This window comes from Chroococcidiopsis thermalis PCC 7203 (genome assembly GCF_000317125.1).
Classification (GTDB): domain Bacteria; phylum Cyanobacteriota; class Cyanobacteriia; order Cyanobacteriales; family Chroococcidiopsidaceae; genus Chroococcidiopsis; species Chroococcidiopsis thermalis.
Genome location: NC_019695.1, coordinates 347,221 through 369,656 on the forward strand (window position 1 = coordinate 347,221; position 22,436 = coordinate 369,656).

A 22,436-nucleotide genomic window follows, 5' to 3' on the forward strand; every position below is an offset into this window, starting at 1 on the left:
TGTCCCCCATACCCTAAATATCCAACTCTACCAAGTTGAGGCGAGAACCGTAGGTTTCGATGAATTCGCGTCGAGGGGCAACGCGATCGCCCATTAATACGGTAAAGATCCTGTCTGCTTCGGCTGCGTCTTCGATTTCTACTCGTTTGAGGGTGCGGGTTTCATTATTCATTGTGGTATCCCACAACTGTTGTGGCATCATTTCACCCAAACCTTTGAAGCGTTGAATCGTATAGTTAGCGTTGGCAGGAAATTCAGCAATTTTTTGATCTCTTTCGCGCTCGCTATAACAATAGTAATGATTGCGTCCCCTTTCTATTTTAAAAAGTGGCGGACAAGCAATGTAGATAAACCCTTGCTCGATCAGTTGTCGCTGATAGCGATAGAAGAATGTTAGCAACAAAGTTCTGATGTGCGCTCCATCCACGTCAGCATCTGTCATAATCACGATCTTGTGATAGCGCAATTGGGATGAATCGAATTCTTCTCCCTTTACGCCCAAGCCTAAAGCGGTGATTAATGCTTGGATCTCGGTATTCTTGTAGATTTTAGCATCGTCGGTTTTCTCGATATTGAGAATTTTACCGCGTAAAGGCAAGATCGCTTGGTTGCGGCGATCGCGTCCTTGTTTGGCACTCCCACCCGCTGAATCGCCTTCCACGATGAAGATTTCCGATTCACCAGGATCTCTAGAACTGCAATCTGCTAGCTTTCCTGGTAGGGGCGAAGACTCTAGTACTGATTTACGCCGCACTAATTCCCGTGCGTGGCGTGCGGCTTCAGCAGCTTTGAATGCTTGAATTGCTTTATCTAAGATCGAATCAGCAATGCTGGGGCGAAATTCTAAATATTCCGTCAGCACTTCCCCAACTAACGAGTCAACAATCCCCCGCACTTCCGTGTTGCCGAGTTTTGTCTTAGTTTGCCCTTCAAACTCTGGATCTGGGACTTTGACAGAAATCACGGCTGTCAACCCTTCACGGACGTGTTCGCCGCTGAGGTTGGGTTCGTTATCCTTGATTTTATTTCGCTTGCGGGCGATCGCATTGAGCGTCCGCGTCAAAACTGTTTTCAACCCTTCTAAATGCGTTCCGCCATCCACCGTGCGGATGTTGTTGGCAAAGCCTAACAAGTTGTCGGTATAGGCATCCGTACACCACTGCAAAGCGACTTCAACTTGGACGTTGTTGCGTTCCCCTTGCACGAAAATAATTTCTTCGTGTAAGGCTTGCTTGTCGTTGTTAATGTAGCTGACGTACTCGCGAATCCCACCCTTGTATTCGTAAGTCTCAACTTTTGGTTCTTGGCTTTTGAGTAGTTCTAAACGGTGGTCGGTAAAGGTAATTCTTACCCCTGCATTTAGATACGCTAGCTCTCGCAGACGACCAGCCAGCGTGATATAGTCGAATTCCGTACCAACTGTAAAAATTTCTGCATCGGGTTTGAATCTAACTCCAGTTCCTGTCTTCGCTTCTTTAAAAGACTTGGTTTGCAGTTCTCCCATCGGTACGCCCCGTTCGTAGCGTTGGGTATGTACCTTTTTATCCCGCCAAACTGTAACTTCTACCCATTCCGATAGCGCGTTGACAACAGAAATCCCAACTCCGTGCAAACCGCCAGAAACTTTGTAACCACCACCACCAAATTTACCTCCAGCATGTAATACTGTCATCACGGTTTCCAGTGCCGATTTCCCCGTCTGCGGATGGGTATCGGTGGGAATACCTCGACCGTCATCGACTACTTGTACTGAGCCGTCAGCGTTTAAGTCGATTTCTATGTGAGTACAATATCCTGCTAGAGCCTCATCAATGGAGTTGTCTACCACCTCGTATACTAAATGGTGGAGTCCCCTCGGTCCGGTGGTTCCAATATACATCCCTGGTCGTTTGCGGACGGGTTCCAGACCTTCCAAAACTTGAATTTGCTCGGCGCTGTAGCTGCTCGTCATGCAAGGGAGTCTCCGATAATGAGGTTAAATTAACCAATGATATCTAAAATAAGAAATCGTACCAAAATTCTAACACAATAGGCTTAAAGACGGCTCTAGGGCATTCTAAAGAGCAATTTATCTAGGGGATGTACCAAACTGATATTTCGCATAGATTTGGCTTGATTACAATCTGTGGAGCAACCGCCACGGGTAAATCAGGGTTGGCAATAACTATCGCTCAAAGACTTAATTCTGTCATTATCAGTGCCGATTCGCGTCAAGTTTATCGCGAATTTAATCTTGGCACGGCTAAACCTACTCCTAGCCAGCAACAACTCATACCTCACTATTTAATTGACATTTGCGATCCCACTGAAACTTTTACCGTGGCGGAGTATCAGGAACAAGCACAGGGATTAATCGAAAAATGGAGGGGTGTAGAGACGTTGCATGCAACGTCTCTACACCTATTCCCTCTCTTAGTTGGGGGGACTGGGTTGTACATCCGTTCTATCGTGCGGGGAATGAAGATTCCTAGAGTAGCACCACAGCCAAAATTGCGATCGCAACTTCTATCTTTGGGTCAAAAGCAGCTTTATGCAATGTTACAGCAAGTCGATCCAGTAGCTGCAACTAAAATTCATCCCAACGATCCAACCAGAACTGTTAGAGCATTGGAAGTATTCTACGTTACTGGTCGTCCAATCTCGGCACAACAGGGAGAAGATCCCCCCTGTTATCCAATTTTACAAATTGGTTTGGACTGTGAATCGAATGCCTTGACTCAGCGAATTTCTCAGCGTACAGAACAAATGGTAGCTGATGGGTTGGTGGCTGAAGTTGAGTATTTGTGTCAAAAATACCGCATGGATTTACCTTTACTCAATACGCTAGGATATCAAGAGTTCAAGCAATATTTAGCTGGAGATATCTCCCTAGAGGAAGCAAAAGAATTAACTGTATTGCATACGCGACAATTTGCTAAACGACAGCGAACTTGGTTTCGAGCATATCCTCAAATTGAATGGTTTAATGCTGACAGTCCCGATTTAGTAGAACGAGTGTGGCAGCGAATTCAGGATTTTATGGCTCAACTAAATCTGAAAGAAAACACGCGATTCTAAAATGTGAAAACACGCCGCTTTGCTTTTTTTGTCTTAGCAATTACCAGCGTTATCCTTGGAGGATGGATTTTTTCTCCTGCTACTATTATACCTCCTGCTAATCTCATTAATCCAGTTAGTATTTATCTCGTTGATTATGGCTTTCACGGAAGATTAGTTCTACCTATTAATCGCGATAAATGTCTGGAATATGCCTATGGTGACTGGAGATATTTTGCTTTAAATCAACAAGATTGGTTGACCGGAGCAGCAGCATTATTTTTACCAACTCAAGGAGCTTTAGGACGCAAGTTAAAAAACTGCGATCGCTTCGATTTATTAGCTACTCAAAAAGATAGTTCTTTGCTGAGCATTACTGTAGAAAAAGCAAAAGTCGATCGCTTGCTAAAGGTCTTAAATTCATATTTCGATCGCCCCGCTACTCTGCAAATAAAAAATTCTCACACGGGAATGACCCTAGTTCCCTACGATCGCACTTATACCATACTACACAATAGCAATCACGAACTAGTTCGCTGGCTACAAGATTTAGGCTGTCGCGTTGAAGGTTTTGTCTTATGGGCAAACTTTCAAATCAGTGACCAGTGACCAGTTACCAGTTACCAGTGACTGTTGAGCAACAACTAACAACCAACAACAAATGACTAATGACAAATGACCAATGACTGATTTACATTTATTACAAGATTTTAATCAAACTACCTATTTCTGTTGCAGTTTGTAACTGATTTTGTATACCGAAACACTATTCCTTTAGACTGATGGGAATTGAAAGTTTTGGATATACATATATGCAGATACAAAATTTAAACTTTTCAGACGCGATCGCTTTTATATCTGCCATTGCCTGTATTGCTGGTCTGCTATTGCTTTCAGGAGCTAATTCAGCAGAGGTAAACGAACTAGAAGAAGCAGAGCAAAATTTGTTGCAGATGAGCTTTACTTACTGGTTGCTTTACTGCATCTGTTTGGGATTGCAAAAAATTACCTTACCAGATTGGGAAGTTTTGTTAATGAGTTTAAAGCTTACTGCTGCTTTATCTTATTTTCTCACCTTTGCCTGTATTCTCTGTCTACCCCTGCATCGATTTGCCGTGCGACAAGTAGAAGAGTAAATCAGTAGAGAGTGGCTAGTGACTAGTGACTAGTGGCTAGGTTTTGATTGCAGTCTAGTTACAAGTCACGAGTCACAATTAGATTGCGCACCACTCACAAATGACAAACAACACTATTTCAAAACATTCGTCACTGCTGTTACTAATTCATCCTGGCTGAGAGTTGTCAGGATGAATACTTCTTGTACAGTCTTGCCTTGGCGTGCTATGAGTTTAAATCCACCACGAATCGGCACGGAAATACGAAGTTGCATTTTGGGAGAGTGACCTTTTACCCGTCCAATGACTCCAGGGGTAATTGTTTGAATTCCATCAATGCGAGTCAGGCGTTCTAACACTGGAATTAAGCCTGAGATGTGGGTTGAGTGATTCCAGACCAGCCTGCCGTTGGCATTACTCATAATTAGGTTAATAAGTTTTAATATTTCATTTTAATATTTAATCATTAATTGTCCTAAGCTGCTTCCAAAGGAGCCATAGTTAAGCCAGCACGCCGAAGTTGCTGATGATAGAGTTCTGCTTGTTCTTGCGGTCCCACCCAAACGATCGCCTGACCTTCGTAGTGAACTTGATTGGTTAATTCCCAAGCGCGATCGCCCGTCATACCAGGTATATACTTCATCAAACACTCAGCTACATGCTGAAACGTATTGAAATCGTCATCCAACACGATTACCTTGTAATTAGGATATAGCTTGCTGACGACTTTAGACGATTTCTCAGGTGCGATCGTCGGTGCTGTTGCCATCCCGTAAACTGTTGTAGAAACTACCCTGTTCATAGCACGACAGACAGAACTTCACAAAAATACATTCTCTCAAGATAACAAGGAATGGTTGGTTGTTGGTAATGGGTAATTGGTGAGCGACTATCTTTTCATATCTAGTCACCAGCCACTAGTCACTAGTCACTGATAACTGATAACTGTTCACCGCCAATCATCCCAATCTAGATTGAAAATGGATGTATCTGGGAAAGCGGTAGGATTATTGTTTTGCTGGAGGCGATATTGTAGCTGTTCGAGTAGGGGTTCTCGTCTGGGTAAGTCGTCTACGAGTTGATAAGGAGCGATCGCTTTTTCTAAGCTAAAAGCAGCAGTGGTTCCGGCGGCTGCGCCTACAGACCATTCAAAGGAATGCACCCGATAAGCAGCAGAGGCGATATGACTGGTAGCAATACTTTTTCCAGCTACGAGTAAATTCTCGATCTTTTGAGGAATCATCGCCCGTAAAGGAATTTGGAAGGGATAGGCTTCACCCGCACCTTGGCGTTCCCCTTCTCGTTCGGTGTTTCCTGGAAGTTCGGGGGGACTTTTGGTCATGCAAGGATGAAAGTCGATCGCATAGTGACCGATCCCTACTGAGTCGGGAAAGATTGTGGAACGAGTCCGTCGGGCAATTTGTTCGGGTGGCTTAGTACTGGCGATCGCATTGATGGTTTCCAGTCCTGCCAAAGCGATTTTCAAACGGCGATACATCTGGGGGGATAAGGTCTGACGGTAGTAATCGTCATTGTAGTTGCGGCGAGAAATATCAATTTCCCAAACGGTAAAGCCTTCTGGCTGTCCCCAACTCGGTCTACCAATAATCCGTCGTCCTTCCCGCATATAAGGATACTTAGACAAGCCGTGTACCGTTCCCATCGGCGAATCTAGTCCAGATAAATAGCGATTGTTTGGTTGGGGTTGTTTCACCCCGTCCCCCAGTTGCGAATCGGTTGTACCCGTCACCAACCAATAAAAGTAACCGATCGCGTGTTCTTCCGCTTTACGCAAGCTTTCTGTTCTCAGTCCTCCCAGCCAATTTCCAGGTAGGAGTTGACCGCTTGCCTGTAACTGAGCGCGAGTATAGATTAAATTATCGACAGCAGTACCAGGACGGTAATCGTTGCCCCACGTCCAATTCTGCATGGAAATATCATCTGGTACGGGAGCTTCAAAATTAATGCCCCCGAATGACATGGGTTCGCCGTCTTTCGGACTCCAAATGCGACGGTAGGTAAATACTAAAGGAAAGCTTGCTAAGCGGGGCAGTTCGTAACTATAATAAGCAGAATGTTGAGAGTAAAATGGGGGTATGCCATGACCTATAGGATCCTCGGTCGCCTCCATCGCAAAAGTATAAGTAAAGCCTTGAGTGCAGTAGGGATCGCTAGTCCCGCTAGAGGCAGAAGGTTCTAAATAAGAACGGGCATCAATCCCAAGCCGATAGGGGACATCTGCCAAAGCAATTAATTCCCCCGTCTCCGTTGCATCCACCACATACCATTTGTGTCTCGCCTCTCGCCTCGCCAAAGGTACAAACCGCAAAATTTCCTTATTCAACCGAGCTGAATTTTCGTAGCGATAGGAGTCTTCAATTGTTTGAGATAGAGGTAGGGTATTGAGAGGTGGCACGCCAGCAGCAGGACGATGTTGAATTGCGATCGCGCCTTGAATAGCTTGTTGCGATCCAGCGCGGCTAATTTCTAGTTGCTTCACCACAGTGGCAGGAAACCATTTCAGCTGACCGCGACCCTTTTTTGCCGCATCCTGCAACATATCGTAAAGAATTTCGTGACCGTCGTGAGGCAGGAAGCAAGAATCGCTCACCCAGCAATCACCAGGATTTAAATTGCCATTATATTTATCGGCAATGCGTTTTCTTAGTTCTAAATAACCACGGGAGAAAAATAACTGCAACCGTTGGGTTCTGCGTTCGTCCAAGGCAGAAGTTCCCTGAGTCGAAATTTGTCCTCCCATCCAATCGGTAATTTCAGTCATGCAGACAGTCCGTCCTGCTAGCAATCCCTCGTATGCAGTGGCGACACCTGCAAGTCCTGCACCCGTAACGAGAATTTCGCATTCTACCGTTTGGTTGGGGGTTTTAGGTGGTGCGGAGAGGACGGAAAAAGGGATGAGGGGTGGAGTAAAGGAGGCTAAAACAAGACTGATAAAAGCCGCTAAGCGTCTGCGCTGCATAAGTTTGGAGTTGGCTTGCTACCAAAAGCTAACTGGCTTATCGACGTTAGCACTGCACGGCTGAGGTGACAAGTTTTTTGTAAGTGAAAGTAAACTAGGTAGCGATCGCTCAGCTAACAATTAAAGTACTACGATACATTTCTAGCGACTGTGCCAGCTTGTTGCAATAGTTCGCGCACTTGAGTATCAGTAGTTTGGGGAAACTCAGCGTACCAAGAACCAACACTGTAAAAAGGTGCGGGCGTTTCTACACAGACAATTTCATCGACTTGAGTGGCTAATTCTTGCTGAGTTTCAGGAGAAGCAACTGGCACGGCGATGACAATTGCCGCAGGTTGCTGTAATTGTATTGCTTTCACAGCTGCCCGCATGGTTGCTCCTGTTGCCAGACCATCATCTACTAAAATGACCGTGCGATCGCGGAATTGGGGAAAAGAAAGATTTTGCCGATAGAGCCGTTCCCGTCGCTCTAATTCCTGTTGCTGTCTGGCTGTAACGCGATCGATTTCTGCTTCAGATAAGTGCAACGCTTCAATAATATCGTAGTTCAGCACTCTCACACCACCAGAGGCGATCGCCCCCATTGCCAATTCTTCTTGCCCGGGGACACCCAGCTTACGTACCAAAAACACATCTAAGGGTGCGTGTAATGCTTGTGCTACCTCGAAGGCGACTGGTACACCACCTCTAGGCAATCCTAGTACTAATACATCGCTACGGTTAGCATAGGCTAGCAATCGATCGGCTAGGGCTTGACCTGCTGTAGTTCGATTTTGGAATAACATAGCATTCTCCTGTCCTGAAGCTGCATATTTATTAGCTTAGGAGTTATTTATTTCTATTTGCGGCTCCAAGATTTACCATTCGCTTTTGCGTTCTGTATTTGCTGTCTACTCTAGCTACAGGTCGAGCGCGATGAACCTTCTTTAATTACATTTTTACCTTAAAAGACTGAAAGTGCTTCTGTCTTTAACCAAAAGTATGAGTTTTTTTGTCTTCACACAACAACTGATTCTATCTGTTTTAAGGCGAGCTTTCAGAAGAATATTCAGCCCAACATAAAAGTGTAGGGAAGAAATCTAGCTCTGATTTTACTCTACTCCTTGAATATCTGCTTCATCTAATAAGACTGTCGTTTCAAAACCTATTCTGCCCATTTCTGGCGGGGTTCCCATATCCATTTCAACAGTATAAGACCAGCTTCCAGCAGTAGGTTTATATTGCTTGATTTTACCACTACCACCGATAAATCGAACTACGCGCTCGCGACTGAATTTTGGTAGCGAATGATGCTCTACCCAAAGTTTACTTTTCATATTCTTTCCTAAGATTTTGATTATTCAATTGGACGGCGATCGTGAATTCATAGCAGAGCTTATCGAATTGCTAGGTTTGTCCTCTGAGCTTGAGCTGTAGAAATTAATTGCCAACCTGCTTTATGTAATTTTTGATAAGTTGCCCATCCTTTTGAGCCGCCATCTATTTTGTAGTCGGGAACAGAATATTCAGGACAACTCGTATAAGGTTGCCAAGGTTTATCTGGCGATCGCCGTAGATATAAAATCTTTTCGCTTTCAGCACCTAAGCAAGGAAACCAACACATTTGACCAGCCATTCTTCTAACCTCCTGACTGATAAAAATCTCTATTCTGTAACTCTTACAACTAAAGTTTTGACAAATTTGTAAAAAATTGAGCAAAAAATTTAGTAGTTACTCTGACGAAACTGATATATTTAGTTCTAATTCAAATGAAGCTAATCTCAATCTATCTCTAGTTCAAAAATATCAACACAAGAACGTAGCCGAAAGGATGAGTTTTATGCTTTAGCAACACGTTCAATCGATAACAATTATTAGTATTTGTAAACTTTACTCAATGATTAAGTTCTATCCAAACTGCAGGAAGTCAGTTAACTAGATCGGCGATCGCATAATTTGATTTTATAGTTATACTGCCAAGTTTAAAAAGTTTGATGTATTTATCCTTCTCTTTTAACATGCAAATTTAATCCTCTAGAAAGAGTACAGTCGGAGTGAAATACTGTAAAATGCAGTACGATTAGTTACGAACAACTAATGGTAGCAAAGTTGATAAAAACGATAGGGAATGGATTTATTAATACAATTGGCTGGTACGGGGATAATTATTTTAACTCTTTTAGACATTTATCTAACTGTACTTTTTCATCGCCTCGGTAGTAGTGTTGTTAGTATGCCTTTGAACCGAGGAATATGGTGTTTTTTGCGCCTAGTAACGCAAGTCATTCCTAGCAAAAGCGATCGCCTACTTGCTCATAGTGGTTCTATTATGATAGTTGCTATTTTAGCAGTGTGGGCGGCTTCACTTATGAGTGGATTTGCTTTAATTATTTTCCCCGAATTAGGTTCGGCAATTCAAGCTAGCGAAGGAAAAACGCCCACTGATTTTATTACTGCACTCTACTATAGCGGCTTTTCTTTCACTACTTTAGGAACAGGCGATCTAGTTCCAAAAACAGCTACTTATCGATTACTAACTTTATTAGAAGCAGCACTGGGATTTTCTAGTTTTACAATTACAATTACCTACTTACTCTCAGTCTATAATGCTTTAATTACCCGCAATACATTTGCTCTCAGCTTATACCATCGCACCGATGGCACGGGGGATGCAGCAGAGTTATTAGCAAGACTGGGAGCTAGTGGCGAACTCAGTGGGATTCAGCAGGATCTTTCTAATATGGCGAGAGATTTGATTGAGTTACTAGAGCTACAACATTCATATCCAGTACTGATTTATTTCCGCTTTCGCGAAACATATTATACTCTACCGCGAGTCATACTCTTAGCAATAGACACGGCAAGCCTGATTAAAAGCGCATTAAATGCTGAAAAATATCGTTCTCTATTACACTCTACAGCAGTAGCAGAATTGTGGGGTGGCAGTACGCATATTCTCTCCGAGCTATCTCAATCGATTCTACCCAAACACCGGATAAAATGCGATCGCCAAATGGAACTAGTCTGGCGAAAAAGATATTATGATGCAGTGGAAAGATTGAGTGCTGAGGGTATAGAAACAGCAACAGATCGAGAAGCAGGTGCAGAATTATACGTTGCTTTGCGGCGGAAATGGCAACCCCTTTTAACAACCCTCAGCAATTATTTAGCAGTAGACTTATAACGTGCTACCTAAAATATTCCGATCAGTATGGGAATAGTAAATAGAACTAATAGCACTACCAGAATGAAAGGGATTAAGTTAACATTATGCGGTTTGTGTGGCTCTATAATTAGATTTTCATCTTCTTCAAATCGAGCTAGACGAATTGCATCAGAAATTTCTTTGGCATCTTTGACGTGATGTAATGCTTTTTTTTCACCATTCGGATATTCAAAAATAAAATAAGTTGGAACCTTAATCCAGTCACCTGTAATATCAGGTGCATCTACAGCAATTTGTTTAGCTTTGTCCACCAAAGTCTGTGGCTCTTTAGCAATGCGATCGCCTGGATTAACAGTTAAAATTGCGCTCTCGAATGGCTGGTATATCTTAGCTGTGTTTGTCTGAGATTTTTTTAATGTTTTTTGACCGGATTTTTTCAAGTTGAAGCCAACCATAAAATTCTCCTCTCAAGTGAAGGAATTATTTTAATTTCAGTTGTTCGTCAAGATTGAGGAGTATTCAAATCAGTTATCTGTACTTCGTATCGCTTTGCTATCAAATGTTTTTTTCAAACAAGGATGATACCTTACCAAGCTATAGCCAAACTAAAGTTCTAGCCAAACTAAAGTTTTAGCCAAACTAAATTGTTACCCCACAAACTTGAGTTGTTCCTAAAGCGAGGCGTTTGAATGAAAAGACTGTTTCAAATTTATTACCAATATTATAAAAAATTGCTAGCTAAACTATATGTTTTCAAACAAAGAATTTATGAATATTGAAGAAACTTTAGATTCGCCACCTGCCACTAACTCTTACGCAGGCAGCCAAGCACAGAAAAGCGATCGCCCCACCAATGGCTCCTACAGAAGGGATAACGCTTTGCTCTGGGGGAAGGAGCAATCCTGATAGACTTTCTGCCCCAGCTATACCACCGAAGTACATTCCTACGCCAATTCCAGCTTGATGCGGTGCTACTAACATCAGGACAAAAGGAATTGCACCATTCAGTACAAGATTAAAAGCAACTAGTAACCCGAGGATGGCAAGAATCAAAGTCAACCAACTGGGAATAAATACTGCAATTTGTAACAAGATAGCAGTTGCGATCGCACCTATACATATAGCACGTCGATTATCTAGCCGCAGCGTCCAATCAGCAGTTGGCGGAGCTGCAAGTGCCAGCATAATCCCCACTCCTACCATCAACCAGTCCACGTTATTAATTTCTAGTCGTAGCATCAGCATTTTGGACAAAGTAACTGTCAAAAACTGCGTTCCCCAAGCGATCGCCATCCCACTTAAAAAAATTAAACTTAAAGCGATTTTGAGTGGTGGATTGTCTGTGCTTTTGTGTTCTATTGCTGCTCTAACGGTTAAATTTGCCCTTGCCAACGTTTCTGGCAAATTGACATATCTTAAAATAGCTGCCGCACCTAGCAATGAAAACGAACCAATCGCAAAAGCAAAAATAGTATCTAAATTTAACACTAAATTGTGAGCAACTGGTCTAAAAGCTGTCAATAATCCGGCTACGAGAACTAACAAACTATTAGCTAGCACTAATCCCTCTGGAGGGGCATAATTTCTTAGTAAAGATATTGCTGGGCTGTGAAATATTATCATTGCCAGAGTCCAAGCTACCGATACCACGATTGACACCCAACGAAATTCACCTACACCCTTGCCGAAAACAACCACAGTCGGAATTGCTATAAATAGAGTTGATGCCAAAACGATCCCTGCTGCTATGAGCGGAAAACGGCTACCAAACTGCTGTTTATCGCGATCGGATAAGCCTCCCATCAAAGGTTCTAGTACCACTGCCAATCCATTTCCAACCACAAGTAGAGCAGAACTAACAGGGGCGGGAAAGTAAGATTCTTCCAGCAATTTAGGCAAATACACGCTATAAATCAACCAAGTTAGTGCGATCGCCCCTTGCAATCCTGCCAATCCCCATACTTGCAACCACAATACTGGTACGGATAGATCTTCCTCCTGTTTTTCCATGCTCTATATCCTTTGTGTCTCAGTCGTTAGATAAAATTCAAGAACCTAAAATTTAACAACCTGCAATATTTAAAGACACAAACTCACCAAAGCTTTTTCCGGCTAGATGCACTATTTTATGTAAAAAATTTGGCAACGCTCAAGGTTTTGATGCTCAATTGTTAAAGTCGATCTATCAACGAGGCTATTTCTATTGTGGGCGATCGCGATTTTATTCTTTAGCTGTACCGTCATCCCTCTTTTCTCCCGTGGCTATAAAAAGTATTTCATTTAATGAATGAGTTAAATATTTTTCCAAAAAATAACTTTTCAGAAAACTAAAAAGTAATCAATCGACTCATATTACTCAAATTATTGAGCCAAAAATTGAAATTATTATGATTTACTTTAAATCCAATCGTCCGTTTATATCTCAGAATATAAAACTCACCAATTACCAACTACCAATTACCAACTACCAATTACCAACTACCAACTCATTGCTATCGCGGTAGCAATTGGTCTATTCTAGTAAAAGTGTTAAGTTTACGAAATTTTACATACTGCTCCCTGTGCGCTCATGCAATGTATAGTTAACCGCCGCGCTCAATTTTCCGCCAGCCATCGCTATTGGTTGCCAGAGCTGAGCGAAACAGAGAACCAGCAACAATTTGGCTTATGTTCCCGCTTTCCAGGTCACGGACACAACTACGTCTTATTTGTTTCTCTTCTCGGAGAGTTAGATGAATATGGCATGGTTTTAAACCTGTCTGATGTCAAGCACGTAATTAAGCGAGAAGTGACTAGCCAGCTAGATTTTTCCTATCTCAATGACGTTTGGCAAGAATTTCAGCAAACATTGCCAACAACGGAAAATATCGCCCGCGTCATCTGGCAAAAGCTTGCCTCACACTTACCGATAGTCAAAATTCAGTTATTTGAACATCCTCAACTTTGGGCAGAATATCAAGGAAATGGCATGGAAGCATACTTAACTATTAGCACTCATTTTAGCGCCGCTCATCGGTTAGCTCATCCCGATCTCAACCAACAAGAGAATACAGAAATTTACGGAAAATGCGCTCGTCCAAACGGTCACGGTCACAATTACCACTTAGAAGTGACTGTAAAGGGGGAAATTCACCCTCGTACGGGCATGATTGTAGATTTGAGTGCATTGAACCAAGCGATCGAAGACTTGGTTATTGAACCACTCGACCATACTTTTCTCAACAAAGATATTGCCTACTTTGCCAAAGTCGTGCCTACGGCAGAAAATATCGCCGTATATATCTCAAATGTGCTGCAACAGCCAGTGCGAGAGTTAGGCGCAGAACTACACAAGGTCAAGTTGATTGAAAGTCCAAATAATTCTTGCGAAGTCTACTGTACTCCAGCTGATTCAATCAAGAGCGCAACTAGAGAACCAGCGTTAGCCCAAGTTTAAGTCGTAGAAGTAGAAATGGTAGCGATCGCGCTCGATCTAAATCAAAGCATCTCGATCGCTATCTATCTTGACAATCGCTTGCTAACCGTTTACTGCTTCCAAGCTTGTGGTTGCTGAAAGGCATAGATGTCTGCAATGACTCGAACCCAACCATCAGCGACCGAGGCAAGGATGCGATCGCCTTTTTCTTTTGTCGCTACGGTCGGATCGCCTAAAATTCCTGTCTGCGTCAGATCGCGGGTTGCCCAAGCAAAAGGTAATTTCCCTTCCATTGAAAGCAGACTATCTTCAGGTAAGCCGTGAGGGTATTCTGTCACAGCCGCTTCCATTTTGACTTGTTCTGGTAAAATCGACAGCATCACACTAGTTTCAGCATCACCGGCATGAATCCCAAACTCTTTCTCGCGATCGGAAAGTAACTCTCCGGCAATGTGGGGAACCCGCCAAGTAAAGAGGGGAAATACGAGAAAATCTGCATATTTGACGTGCAAATCCCGTGCGGCAATTTCCATAATTTGGGGTTGTCCGCCGTGAGAATTCATCAACACGAATTTGCGAAATCCGGCACGGTAAATACTTTCAGCAACTTCAATTAAAGTCGCAAGTAAAGTTGACGCACTTAGGGTAATCGTGCCAGGAAAATGCCAATGTTCGTTCGATTTACCGTAGTACAAGGGTGGTAGGGCATAAGCGGGAATGCGATCGCTTAATTGAGACAATGCCTTGCCTAAAACTGCCATACCAATTGCAGCGTCCACAATTAACGGTAAATGGGGTCCGTGTTGTTCGATCGCCCCTACAGGTTGAATGATGACGACATTTTCTTTATCCGGCATCTTTTGAATGTCAGCCCAAGAAAGATAGGGAAAAAATCGATTCGGGGAAATGTAGCCGTGCATCAGTTATCAGTGAAGAAAGGGTGTTGGGAGAATTCGGAATTCGGAATTCGGAATTCATGCGTGAATGGGTGAATGCGTGAATTGTCTTGCTCCCTCAGCTCTCTTCCCCCTGCTCTCTGCTCCCAGCTCGTCCCTGCTCCCTCATCAGTACATCTTCTGCTAAAGCGACTGCACCCCAAAGTGGCGCTTTATCTCCCAAGGCGGCGGGGACGATCTCGAAGTGGACTTCGGGTAATGCTGTGGCTCGCGCTATGTGGTGGATAGCATTCCAAAAGCGATCGCCTGCTTTGGTGACGCTACCACCTAAAATAAACCGTTGGGGATTGATGAGGTTGGCGACGTTGCCAATCGCTACTCCCAAAGCCCAACCAGCTGTTTCTAATGCCTCGATCGCAATTTTATCTCCTTGGGTAGCGGCTTGACTGACCATCAGTCCCGTTATCTCATCTAGGTTATCGTGACAAAGCGATCGCAACAGCTTCCCTTTATCTGGATGTAAATTTAACCGATCCTTGGTCTGTTGGGCGATGTAGGGACCAGAAGCCAGTCGTTCTAAGCATCCACGCTTACCGCACAAACAAACAGGACCAGTCGGATCGACGACTACATGTCCGATCTCCCCTGCCATTCCTTCTATTCCCCGCCAAGGGCGATCGTTGAGAATCCAGCCTCCACCTACACCCGTGCTGACAGTAATATAAAGCAAACTGTTATAACCCATCCCCGCACCATAGCGATGTTCGCCCAATGCCGCGACATTCGCATCGTTGTCCACACTGGCAGGAGCGCCAAATTCTCGCTCTAGGATCTCCTGTAAAGGCATATTTTCCCACCCGCTGACGTGGTGCGACAGTCTGACTTTACCGCTTGTAGCATCCACAGGTCCACCAAAGCTGACACCGATCGCCCTTGGTTCTCTACCTGCTAACAGTTCCCGTGCCAGACTCAACATTATCTCTAGATCGGATTGAGCATGAGGATTTGGCGGTGAAAAAACCCTTTTGTCACTCAACTGGTGTTTTTCTCCTGAAGCTACCACCGCCGCCGCGTGTTTAGTTCCACCAAAATCTAGCGCCAGAATTAGATTCATTGAGTGGTAATTGGTAATTGGTAGTTGGTGAATTCTTCTCTGTCCCTCTGCTCCCTTGTCCCCCTTGTCTCCCTTGTCTCCCTTGTCCTCCCTACTCCTTGCTCCCAGCTCGTCCCTGCTCCCTCTTCAGCGTTTCAATCTCAGCGGAACCGTCATCTTTGAGCCAAGCAATTTGTTGGATGCGGCGCTGGCGGGCGTAGGTGCGGATTTCCTCTGGTTGGCGATCGCCTAAGTCCATTTCGACTCGCAACCCAGGAGTACAGCGTAACTTTTCTGCATAGGCAAAAGCAGCCGCGTAAGCTGCTGGCGATCGAGCGACAACGAGCCAATCACTAGCGGGTGTGGCTTGCGGTAAGCGATCGGCAGACAGTAAGGCTTGTTGTAAATCTTCCGTGTTGAGGACAAAGCCAACCCCCGGAATTGTTTTACCTTGGGGATGATACAGTCCTAAAAGTTGGTCGTAACGACCTCCTTGCCCTAAAATTTGCGGTTGAGCTGTTAGATTGTCGATCGCTGCATTGCCGATGACTTCAAACACGATCCCCGTGTAATAGTCAAAGGTGCGAATCATGCTCAAATCTAGAATGATTGGAAAGTTTTGCGAGTTTTGGTTTGAGTCTACACTAAAGCATCGATCCAAAATCTCAACTAGCGATTTGAGTCGGTGTAAAGCTGCTTGTTGTGGTGCGTCTAAACTTAATTTTGTGACTTTTTGCAATACATCTGCGGGATGTCCGCGCAAATCGAGCATCACTAAAGCTCTAGCTCGTAGATCTTCGCTTAAAGGTAGAGTTTCGAGCGTGACGCGATCGAGGTGAGCGATCGCCTGTCGAACGCGATCGCGCCCAGATGCGGGGAAAGAAGCTAATAATGATTGGGTAATTTCCGCTTCGCCCAGAATCAGCTGCCAGTTGTGTAAACCCAATTCATTCAAGCACTCAGCCAGCAGTAATAACACCTCAGCATCAGCCAGCAATCCTTCGCTACCCAGCAACTCCACCCCAGTTTGATAAAACTCCAACTGGCGGTTGTGACTGCTATCGGGCGTGCGACAAAAGACGTTAGCGTTGTAGTAGAGGCGTTGCGGAAAGGTCGCTCCTGCCATCCGAGTTACAGCAGTGCGAGCGATCGAGGCTGTCAATTCTGGACGCAACCCCAATTCTTCCTCGCGATCCTGAACTTGGATCACCGTCGATCGCTGAATTGCTCCTCCAGCCATCAGCGTATCTAACCGTTCGAGAGTTGAAGTAATGATGCGGTGATAGCCCCAACGATGAAATACCTGCTGCAACCGTTCTTCGACCCAGTGTTTCTGAGCCACATCTAAGGGTAATAAATCTCTTGCTCCCGCAGGTGATTGGTAGACCATTGATTTTTGTTTATTTTTTCTTGCCTCCAAATAGACCGCCAAACATTCCCCCACTTCCAGATGGCTCTGATGGTTTTTTCGACGCAGTTTTAGATGCAGTTTTATCAGAAGTGGCTGTTTGAGTGCCAGCTTTACTCGCTAGCCGATCTAACAGTTGTTTTCCTTCTAGGGCGATCGGATCTTTAGGGTCTAATTGTAGGGCTTTGTTAATATGTACCTTAGCCATAGTAGCCTGATTCTGCTTCAAATAAACCGTGCCAATTAAGCTATGACAGCGACTATTATTTGGCTCTAGCTTCAGCGCATCTTTCAGCTCTACACTCGCTGGGGCGAAGAGATTCTTTTCCATTAAAGACTGGGCGCGACGAAGATAGGGTTCAGCTGGCGATGGAGGTGACTCTGGCTCAGTTGGGGGAGGCGAAGATGCTGCCGGTCGAGAATGTTGGTTGGGAACCACAGATGGCACAGTCGTTCTAGCAACCATAAATCCAGTACCACCTTTACGCCCTAAGTAGACTAGGTTTAATTCGCTGATTTGACTAATTATAGGGATAATTCTTTCGAGAGATTCATACTGTTGTTTTGTCACTTCAGCGATCGCTTTTTGATAGACTTGGTCGATATCTGTGCTGTGTTGAAGCTGGATCGATAGTTCGTTTTTGAGCGAAATGCTGGTTGTTTCCTGAGCTAACCGCTTGCCCATCTCCCGCAGCATCACCATGTATTCAACACGACTGTAATCCTGGGATAATTTTTTATAAGCGGGATTGACAAGCTTAGACAGAATATGATTTGCCGCTTGTTTATCTGAAATACTTTTAGCCGTGCAAGTATCGGGATGTAAGCAGCGAGCAATAATCAAATAGCGTTTGCGAATTTCTTTAAAGTCGGCATCAATTGGAACGCCCAAAATTGCATGGCAATCTGTGAAGTCAAATAAAAATAATCCGCCATCAATCTTAAAAGACATATGTTTTTGTCTCACCTCTGCCTATTGCACGATCGCTGGAATGTGGTATTAGCGTGGTTTAATTATCACCACCAATCTAATAATTCCCAGATTGTGGCTAGGGATTATAATGACTCCAAGTTGAGAGTGGTGGCACTTGAAGTAATTCTTGGCTGAGACTTGAATGAATTAGTCCATTCGTGGCTAAAATCCTGCCAGTTGCTAGGTCGATTGGGCTACCATCATAGGCACTGACTTGACCCCCTGCTGCTTTGAGAATGGCAATTCCAGCAGCAATATCCCACAGAGAAATTCCCCGTTCCCAGTAGCCATCGATGCGCCCGCTGGCAACATAAGCTAAGTCTAAAGCTGCTGCGCCGCTGCGCCTGACTCCTTGAGTCAGATGAGTCAAATGACAGAATTCGGCATAGTTATTATCAGCTGTTTCGCGGCGATCGTAGGCGAAACCAGTTACCAGAAGACACTTACTCAGTTCGGCTGTGGTTGAAACGCTTATAGGTTTGCGGTTACAGGTCGCGATCGCCCCTTTTGCCCCTCGGAACAATTCATCACGATAAGGATCGAAAATGACTCCAACCTGTGGAACTCCAGCTATTAATAACCCAATTGACACGGCGAAACAAGGATATTGATGCGCGAAATTTGTCGTTCCATCTAAAGGATCGATCGCCCAACAAAATTCGCTGTCTGCATTCCCCAGCTTGCCCGATTCTTCCGCTAGAATGGCATGATCGGGAAAATGCCGCTGTAAGACTTCTAAAACTACCACTTCCGATGCTCGATCGGCAGCAGTTACTAAATCTCCACCCCGTCCTTTTTCTCTAACTTCTTCTAGCTTACCTAAATAGCTCAGCAAAACCGCACCCGCAGCTAAGGCGGCTTCTGTAGCAACATCTAAGAATGTTTGGAGTTGTCGATCGTTTGTCATTTGTCATTTGTCATTTGTCAATATTCTCCCTTGTCCCCCTTGTCTTCCTTATCCCTCTTCTCCCCGACTCCCGCCATTTGCCGAAATTCAGTCGGGGTTTGCCGCATTGGTTGTTTCACATCCCACACGCCACGCCCCATGATTCTTGCCCAGGCTTGTGCTTTTTCCAAGCGATCGTCATACTTACGATCGCGCGATCGCCCATCCCACAAAACATATCCCTCTTTCAGTAGTTGCTCGTTCAACAATTTGCCATTTTGCCACACATAAGCCCACTGTCGCCCAAATTTATCTGGCTGTCCGTCAAGTTCTAAGGTAACTGTCTTGCCGTTGACCGTTGCTTCTAGCTGCTGTTTAGCTGCGTGTCCCCAAGGCTGTTGCTGGATATCTGGGGCTTCAATTCCCGCAAGTCTCACTTTGAAAGCCTCCCCTCTACTTATGGCTTCTAGAGTTTGTCCGCTGACTACACGCACAACCTGCGCTGGCATTCCGTTATCGATCGCACGAAACTGACAACCCTGAATAAACAAGAGTGGGAGAAAGACAAGGGAGACAAGGAAGACACGGGAGAAACTACTACTCACTAACTGATAACTGATAACTGATGACTATTCCTCATCCAAAGGTAATCCCGACCTAACTCTACCTTTGGCAAAATAACGCCCAAATTGCAGTTCATAAACTTCATCTTCGTCTTGGGTTTCTACTTCCATGTCAGAACGAGCATAACTAACACATAACAGAGCATAACCGCGATCGCGTAATTCTGGTGAGAGTCCCATTGCCTCTGGCTGATACACTTCTCCCGATAACACTCTAACAGCGCAAGTCGTACAAGCACCATTACGGCAAGAAAATGGTAATTCTACCCCTTGTTGTTCTGCCGATCGCAAAATGTATTGGTCTGCGGGGACTTCGACAGTATGAATTGTACCGTTGGCGCGATCGTGTATCCGAATTGTATGTGTCATAAGCAATTTTGAATTTTAGATTTTGGAGCCACTGCCTTGCGGAGGTTTCATCCGTTAGAGCAAGTGACACGATTTTAGATTGGTTTGAAAATATTCTTTTCTATTGTATGATGGGAGATCGCGACACCTGGAGAGGTGGCCGAGTGGTTGAAGGCGCAGCACTGGAAATGCTGTTTGGGGGCAACTTCAACGTGGGTTCGAATCCCACCCTCTCCGTTGAAATTTCATACGTCGATTAAAAGTAGGGGCGCATATTTGTGCGCCCCTACTAAATTTACGTTCCACTAAAATTAATCTGTGGTCTTACCGCATCAGCCTAGCTGACAACGCCCATTTCTTGTTGCGCTTTGGCTTTAGCAGCTTTGAAGTCGCTAGCCATTTGCTCGCTTTGGTCGCTACTGAGGTTGTTACGAATTGCGGTAAACATGTCGAACTCTTCTTGACGAATGTGATCGCCCACAGCATCCATCAGTTGCTTAACTTTATCTTTGAACTGCGAATTAGAAGGATCGATCGCTTTAATCTCATCTAATTTGGTTCTGAATTCAGCTTGCTCGCTGTAGAGTTCTTGAACTTTGTCTTCTGGATAGAAAGCACGCACTCTAGGATAGACTACTTCCTCTTCTGCGATCGAATGAGCCAACAGATCTTTGTAAATTTGACCGAAGTACTCTTGGATCTTCTGAGGATTGTCACTCTGCAACAACTCGGTGAACAGTGTATTCACTTTGCTGTGATCTGCACGAATCAGATCTTGGACGTTCATATCCTTCTTATCAGAAGTTTGGGTAACGGCACTACCGACTACGCCAGAGAAAGCCGCAACCGCATCTTGTACGCGCGCCCACAGCCCTTGGTCTGCATCCTTGCCAGTCAGCTCGCGAGTCCCAACTTGCTCTAAGATCCCTTTGAGTTGTTCTTGGTGCGCTCTGTTTTCAAAGTTAACTGTATTCAAAGGACCGAACGCTATATCGACATCTGCACCTACGACTTGAGCAGCTTTGTGCAGCATGATACCAGTCATTGCTTGTCCGTGTTTGAGCAGTTCGTGCTGAGCGAACTTGTCATACAAAGACAATTCAGAGCCTTGCATCATTTGCTTGGTCTTTTCGATTAGCTCTTGTGTAACCTTTCTGGGTTCTCCCTGAATGCCATATTGTACGATGACAGTCTCAATAACGCCCAAGTTCTTGCGATCGGAATCGAGCATTTCTTGAAGCCGCTTTTGAATTTCCGAATCGTTGATTTGTCCTAGCAGTGTTTCTTCGTTAGAAATAATTAACTCTTGTAGAGCTTTCACGTCAGCTAGTTTAACCGCAATAGCAGAACGCTTGGTATCGTCTAATGTTACGACCATCTTTTCCAGTTCCTCTCAAGATTTTTGGATGTATCGGCTACATCTTTTAGGTTGTCACGCAGATTGCCCAATTCCATCTTTCTTTTGATGGATCGGTAGCATAGTTAGAAAAAACCAGTCAAAAGGTGGAAAAAGGCTCAGAGATAGCTAATTAATTCGGCTTATAGGTGATATTTCTTGTCAGGCTTTCTCAAGCAGAAAAAATTAAAATTTGTTTAAGGAAGATTTGTCTATTGACTAAAAATCTGCTGACGTTTTGATATAGGTTGACTCAACGTAGAATCTCCTCCACCACAAGACAGATACACAACGTTTGACAAATCGTTAGATTGACTCAAGAGGAGCAAACTAAGGGTATAAGATTCGGATGTCAGAACAACAAGGATTGGGAGAACAAGCGCTGAATAAAGCAGCAGAAATCGGATTGTCTAGTCAACTCGATGAAGTAGAAAAGTTAGATGTAGATATTAAAACAGATCCGCTCAAAGCATTGCAAGGACAAGTAGACTCGGTGGCGATCGCAGGTGAAGGAATGGTGATGCAAAAAGACCTGCGAGTAGAAAAGATGGATATGCAGGTGGATAGCGTTGCCATTAACCCCCTCAGTGCGGCAATGGGTAAAATCGAACTTACTCAACCAACCCAAGGTAAGGCTCGCGTGGTTTTGACAGCAGCAGACATCAATCGTGCTTTCAACTCCGAGTACATCCGTCAGCAACTGCAAGCCACAAAAATTGAGATTAACGGGCAACAGATGACCGTAGTTCCGCAGCAGGTAGATTTCCAACTACCAGGTGAAGGAAAAGTGTCCCTGAATGCCAACATCCGCTTGCAGGAAACTAACGAAACAAAGCAAGTAGCTTTTACTGCCGTACCGGAAGTTGCATCTGGAGGGCAAACTGTCACCTTAAAAGACGTGCAATATGGAGACGAACAAGCACAATCTCCAGAGTTAACTAAGGCTTTAGTAGATGCAACCAGTGAAATTTTGAATCTGAGCAACTTTGACCTCGAAGGGATCTCCCTCCGTATCAAAAATTTACAGGTCGAAGCAGGAAAGATCGCCCTAATTGCAGAGGCTAATGTTACGCAAATTCCATCAGCATAACCTGTAATTTGAGGTATTAGGGGTTAGCACT

At 44.3% G+C, this 22,436-nt stretch carries 24 protein-coding genes and 1 tRNA gene; 8 read left to right on the forward strand and 17 right to left on the reverse strand.

Annotated features, from left to right (window positions below):
* Positions 1 to 13: 13 nt before the first annotated feature.
* Positions 14 to 1,951: a DNA topoisomerase (ATP-hydrolyzing) subunit B gene (gyrB, locus tag CHRO_RS01540; RefSeq protein WP_015152415.1), complete on the reverse strand. Its 1,938-nt coding sequence runs from the start codon at positions 1,949 to 1,951 to the stop codon at positions 14 to 16.
* 128 nt (positions 1,952 to 2,079) lie between these two features.
* Between gyrB and miaA the strand changes: the two genes are divergently transcribed.
* The 3 genes from miaA (at position 2,080) to CHRO_RS01555 (ending at position 4,172) form a co-directional block, all read left to right on the forward strand.
* Complete coding sequence (miaA, locus tag CHRO_RS01545) at positions 2,080 to 3,057, forward strand: tRNA (adenosine(37)-N6)-dimethylallyltransferase MiaA (protein ID WP_015152416.1); 978 nt, start codon at positions 2,080 to 2,082, stop codon at positions 3,055 to 3,057.
* Between the two features lie 3 nt (positions 3,058 to 3,060).
* The gene (locus CHRO_RS01550) at positions 3,061 to 3,645 is read left to right on the forward strand and encodes a DUF2459 domain-containing protein (RefSeq protein ID WP_015152417.1); all 585 of its coding nucleotides are present in this window, start codon (positions 3,061 to 3,063) and stop codon (positions 3,643 to 3,645) included.
* A 203-nt stretch (positions 3,646 to 3,848) separates the two neighbouring features.
* Positions 3,849 to 4,172, forward strand: a complete 324-nt coding sequence (locus CHRO_RS01555) for a hypothetical protein (RefSeq protein ID WP_039717311.1) — start codon at positions 3,849 to 3,851, stop codon at positions 4,170 to 4,172.
* A gap of 113 nt (positions 4,173 to 4,285) precedes the next feature.
* Here the strand turns inward: CHRO_RS01555 and CHRO_RS01560 are convergent, their stop codons facing one another.
* The 6 genes from CHRO_RS01560 to CHRO_RS01585 all read right to left on the reverse strand — a co-directional run bounded on the left by CHRO_RS01560 (position 4,286) and on the right by CHRO_RS01585 (position 8,746).
* Positions 4,286 to 4,573 (reverse strand): DUF2103 domain-containing protein, encoded by a 288-nt coding sequence (locus CHRO_RS01560; protein WP_015152419.1) that lies wholly within the window; start codon positions 4,571 to 4,573, stop codon positions 4,286 to 4,288.
* A 53-nt stretch (positions 4,574 to 4,626) separates the two neighbouring features.
* Positions 4,627 to 4,920, reverse strand: coding sequence for an ATP-dependent Clp protease adapter ClpS (clpS, locus tag CHRO_RS01565; protein WP_233222595.1), 294 nt, complete (start codon positions 4,918 to 4,920; stop codon positions 4,627 to 4,629).
* A 180-nt stretch (positions 4,921 to 5,100) separates the two neighbouring features.
* Positions 5,101 to 7,131, reverse strand: a complete 2,031-nt coding sequence (locus CHRO_RS01570; RefSeq protein ID WP_015152421.1) for an FAD-dependent oxidoreductase — start codon at positions 7,129 to 7,131, stop codon at positions 5,101 to 5,103.
* 128 nt (positions 7,132 to 7,259) lie between these two features.
* Positions 7,260 to 7,916: a phosphoribosyltransferase gene (locus CHRO_RS01575; protein WP_015152422.1), complete on the reverse strand. Its 657-nt coding sequence runs from the start codon at positions 7,914 to 7,916 to the stop codon at positions 7,260 to 7,262.
* A gap of 306 nt (positions 7,917 to 8,222) precedes the next feature.
* On the reverse strand, positions 8,223 to 8,447 hold the full coding sequence (locus CHRO_RS01580) for a hypothetical protein (RefSeq protein WP_015152423.1): 225 nt from the start codon (positions 8,445 to 8,447) through the stop codon (positions 8,223 to 8,225).
* A 59-nt stretch (positions 8,448 to 8,506) separates the two neighbouring features.
* Positions 8,507 to 8,746, reverse strand: coding sequence for a hypothetical protein (locus tag CHRO_RS01585; protein ID WP_015152424.1), 240 nt, complete (start codon positions 8,744 to 8,746; stop codon positions 8,507 to 8,509).
* Positions 8,747 to 9,239: 493 nt separating this feature from the next.
* On the opposite strand from CHRO_RS01585, the gene CHRO_RS01590 reads away from it, so the two are divergent.
* Positions 9,240 to 10,295, forward strand: coding sequence for a potassium channel family protein (locus CHRO_RS01590; protein ID WP_015152425.1), 1,056 nt, complete (start codon positions 9,240 to 9,242; stop codon positions 10,293 to 10,295).
* 8 nt (positions 10,296 to 10,303) lie between these two features.
* Here the strand turns inward: CHRO_RS01590 and CHRO_RS01595 are convergent, their stop codons facing one another.
* On the reverse strand, positions 10,304 to 10,732 hold the full coding sequence (locus tag CHRO_RS01595) for a hypothetical protein (RefSeq protein WP_015152426.1): 429 nt from the start codon (positions 10,730 to 10,732) through the stop codon (positions 10,304 to 10,306).
* Positions 10,733 to 11,063: 331 nt separating this feature from the next.
* Positions 11,064 to 12,287: an MFS transporter gene (locus tag CHRO_RS01600; RefSeq protein ID WP_015152427.1), complete on the reverse strand. Its 1,224-nt coding sequence runs from the start codon at positions 12,285 to 12,287 to the stop codon at positions 11,064 to 11,066.
* Positions 12,288 to 12,846: 559 nt separating this feature from the next.
* Between CHRO_RS01600 and CHRO_RS01605 the strand changes: the two genes are divergently transcribed.
* Complete coding sequence (locus CHRO_RS01605; RefSeq protein ID WP_015152428.1) at positions 12,847 to 13,713, forward strand: 6-carboxytetrahydropterin synthase; 867 nt, start codon at positions 12,847 to 12,849, stop codon at positions 13,711 to 13,713.
* Positions 13,714 to 13,802: 89 nt separating this feature from the next.
* Here the strand turns inward: CHRO_RS01605 and CHRO_RS01610 are convergent, their stop codons facing one another.
* The 6 genes from CHRO_RS01610 to CHRO_RS01635 all read right to left on the reverse strand — a co-directional run bounded on the left by CHRO_RS01610 (position 13,803) and on the right by CHRO_RS01635 (position 19,385).
* Positions 13,803 to 14,612 (reverse strand): creatininase family protein, encoded by an 810-nt coding sequence (locus CHRO_RS01610; protein WP_015152429.1) that lies wholly within the window; start codon positions 14,610 to 14,612, stop codon positions 13,803 to 13,805.
* 94 nt (positions 14,613 to 14,706) lie between these two features.
* Positions 14,707 to 15,702, reverse strand: coding sequence for an ROK family protein (locus tag CHRO_RS01615; RefSeq protein ID WP_015152430.1), 996 nt, complete (start codon positions 15,700 to 15,702; stop codon positions 14,707 to 14,709).
* Positions 15,703 to 15,793: 91 nt separating this feature from the next.
* The gene (locus tag CHRO_RS01620) at positions 15,794 to 17,071 is read right to left on the reverse strand and encodes an ATP phosphoribosyltransferase regulatory subunit (protein ID WP_015152431.1); all 1,278 of its coding nucleotides are present in this window, start codon (positions 17,069 to 17,071) and stop codon (positions 15,794 to 15,796) included.
* A 10-nt stretch (positions 17,072 to 17,081) separates the two neighbouring features.
* Complete coding sequence (locus tag CHRO_RS01625; protein WP_015152432.1) at positions 17,082 to 18,041, reverse strand: J domain-containing protein; 960 nt, start codon at positions 18,039 to 18,041, stop codon at positions 17,082 to 17,084.
* 97 nt (positions 18,042 to 18,138) lie between these two features.
* Positions 18,139 to 18,969, reverse strand: coding sequence for an inositol monophosphatase family protein (locus CHRO_RS01630; protein ID WP_015152433.1), 831 nt, complete (start codon positions 18,967 to 18,969; stop codon positions 18,139 to 18,141).
* A gap of 17 nt (positions 18,970 to 18,986) precedes the next feature.
* The gene (locus tag CHRO_RS01635; RefSeq protein WP_199755768.1) at positions 18,987 to 19,385 is read right to left on the reverse strand and encodes a thermonuclease family protein; all 399 of its coding nucleotides are present in this window, start codon (positions 19,383 to 19,385) and stop codon (positions 18,987 to 18,989) included.
* Positions 19,386 to 19,421: 36 nt separating this feature from the next.
* Here CHRO_RS01635 and CHRO_RS34130 point away from each other — a divergent pair, with 36 nt between their 5' ends.
* A complete protein-coding gene (locus CHRO_RS34130) occupies positions 19,422 to 19,556 on the forward strand; it encodes a hypothetical protein (protein ID WP_255409948.1) in 135 nt (44 codons plus the stop codon).
* Between the two features lie 21 nt (positions 19,557 to 19,577).
* On the opposite strand, the gene CHRO_RS01640 is transcribed toward CHRO_RS34130, so the two are convergent.
* Complete coding sequence (locus tag CHRO_RS01640; RefSeq protein ID WP_015152435.1) at positions 19,578 to 19,940, reverse strand: 2Fe-2S iron-sulfur cluster-binding protein; 363 nt, start codon at positions 19,938 to 19,940, stop codon at positions 19,578 to 19,580.
* Positions 19,941 to 20,069: 129 nt separating this feature from the next.
* On the opposite strand from CHRO_RS01640, the gene CHRO_RS01645 reads away from it, so the two are divergent.
* A tRNA-Ser gene (locus CHRO_RS01645) sits at positions 20,070 to 20,156 on the forward strand.
* 100 nt (positions 20,157 to 20,256) lie between these two features.
* Here the strand turns inward: CHRO_RS01645 and CHRO_RS01650 are convergent.
* Positions 20,257 to 21,297: a hemerythrin domain-containing protein gene (locus CHRO_RS01650; RefSeq protein ID WP_015152436.1), complete on the reverse strand. Its 1,041-nt coding sequence runs from the start codon at positions 21,295 to 21,297 to the stop codon at positions 20,257 to 20,259.
* A gap of 367 nt (positions 21,298 to 21,664) precedes the next feature.
* On the opposite strand from CHRO_RS01650, the gene CHRO_RS01655 reads away from it, so the two are divergent.
* Positions 21,665 to 22,405 (forward strand): LmeA family phospholipid-binding protein, encoded by a 741-nt coding sequence (locus CHRO_RS01655; RefSeq protein WP_015152437.1) that lies wholly within the window; start codon positions 21,665 to 21,667, stop codon positions 22,403 to 22,405.
* The last annotated feature ends 31 nt before the right edge of the window (positions 22,406 to 22,436 follow it).

Excerpts from the sequence above, each read along its gene's own strand:
- gyrB (WP_015152415.1), bottom strand. The coding sequence starts at position 1,951 with ATGACGAGCAGCTACAGCGCCGAGCAAATTCAAGTTTTGGAAGGTCTG.
- miaA (WP_015152416.1), top strand. The coding sequence starts at position 2,080 with ATGTACCAAACTGATATTTCGCATAGATTTGGCTTGATTACAATCTGT.
- CHRO_RS01555 (WP_039717311.1), top strand. The coding sequence starts at position 3,849 with ATGCAGATACAAAATTTAAACTTTTCAGACGCGATCGCTTTTATATCT.
- CHRO_RS01560 (WP_015152419.1), bottom strand. The coding sequence starts at position 4,573 with ATGAGTAATGCCAACGGCAGGCTGGTCTGGAATCACTCAACCCACATC.
- clpS (WP_233222595.1), bottom strand. The coding sequence starts at position 4,920 with ATGGCAACAGCACCGACGATCGCACCTGAGAAATCGTCTAAAGTCGTC.
- CHRO_RS01570 (WP_015152421.1), bottom strand. The coding sequence starts at position 7,131 with ATGCAGCGCAGACGCTTAGCGGCTTTTATCAGTCTTGTTTTAGCCTCC.
- CHRO_RS01575 (WP_015152422.1), bottom strand. The coding sequence starts at position 7,916 with ATGTTATTCCAAAATCGAACTACAGCAGGTCAAGCCCTAGCCGATCGA.
- CHRO_RS01580 (WP_015152423.1), bottom strand. The coding sequence starts at position 8,447 with ATGAAAAGTAAACTTTGGGTAGAGCATCATTCGCTACCAAAATTCAGT.
- CHRO_RS01585 (WP_015152424.1), bottom strand. The coding sequence starts at position 8,746 with ATGGCTGGTCAAATGTGTTGGTTTCCTTGCTTAGGTGCTGAAAGCGAA.
- CHRO_RS01590 (WP_015152425.1), top strand. The coding sequence starts at position 9,240 with ATGGATTTATTAATACAATTGGCTGGTACGGGGATAATTATTTTAACT.
- CHRO_RS01595 (WP_015152426.1), bottom strand. The coding sequence starts at position 10,732 with ATGGTTGGCTTCAACTTGAAAAAATCCGGTCAAAAAACATTAAAAAAA.
- CHRO_RS01600 (WP_015152427.1), bottom strand. The coding sequence starts at position 12,287 with ATGGAAAAACAGGAGGAAGATCTATCCGTACCAGTATTGTGGTTGCAA.
- CHRO_RS01605 (WP_015152428.1), top strand. The coding sequence starts at position 12,847 with ATGCAATGTATAGTTAACCGCCGCGCTCAATTTTCCGCCAGCCATCGC.
- CHRO_RS01610 (WP_015152429.1), bottom strand. The coding sequence starts at position 14,612 with ATGCACGGCTACATTTCCCCGAATCGATTTTTTCCCTATCTTTCTTGG.
- CHRO_RS01615 (WP_015152430.1), bottom strand. The coding sequence starts at position 15,702 with ATGAATCTAATTCTGGCGCTAGATTTTGGTGGAACTAAACACGCGGCG.
- CHRO_RS01620 (WP_015152431.1), bottom strand. The coding sequence starts at position 17,071 with ATGGTCTACCAATCACCTGCGGGAGCAAGAGATTTATTACCCTTAGAT.
- CHRO_RS01625 (WP_015152432.1), bottom strand. The coding sequence starts at position 18,041 with ATGTCTTTTAAGATTGATGGCGGATTATTTTTATTTGACTTCACAGAT.
- CHRO_RS01630 (WP_015152433.1), bottom strand. The coding sequence starts at position 18,969 with ATGACAAACGATCGACAACTCCAAACATTCTTAGATGTTGCTACAGAA.
- CHRO_RS01640 (WP_015152435.1), bottom strand. The coding sequence starts at position 19,940 with ATGACACATACAATTCGGATACACGATCGCGCCAACGGTACAATTCAT.
- CHRO_RS01650 (WP_015152436.1), bottom strand. The coding sequence starts at position 21,297 with ATGGTCGTAACATTAGACGATACCAAGCGTTCTGCTATTGCGGTTAAA.
- CHRO_RS01655 (WP_015152437.1), top strand. The coding sequence starts at position 21,665 with ATGTCAGAACAACAAGGATTGGGAGAACAAGCGCTGAATAAAGCAGCA.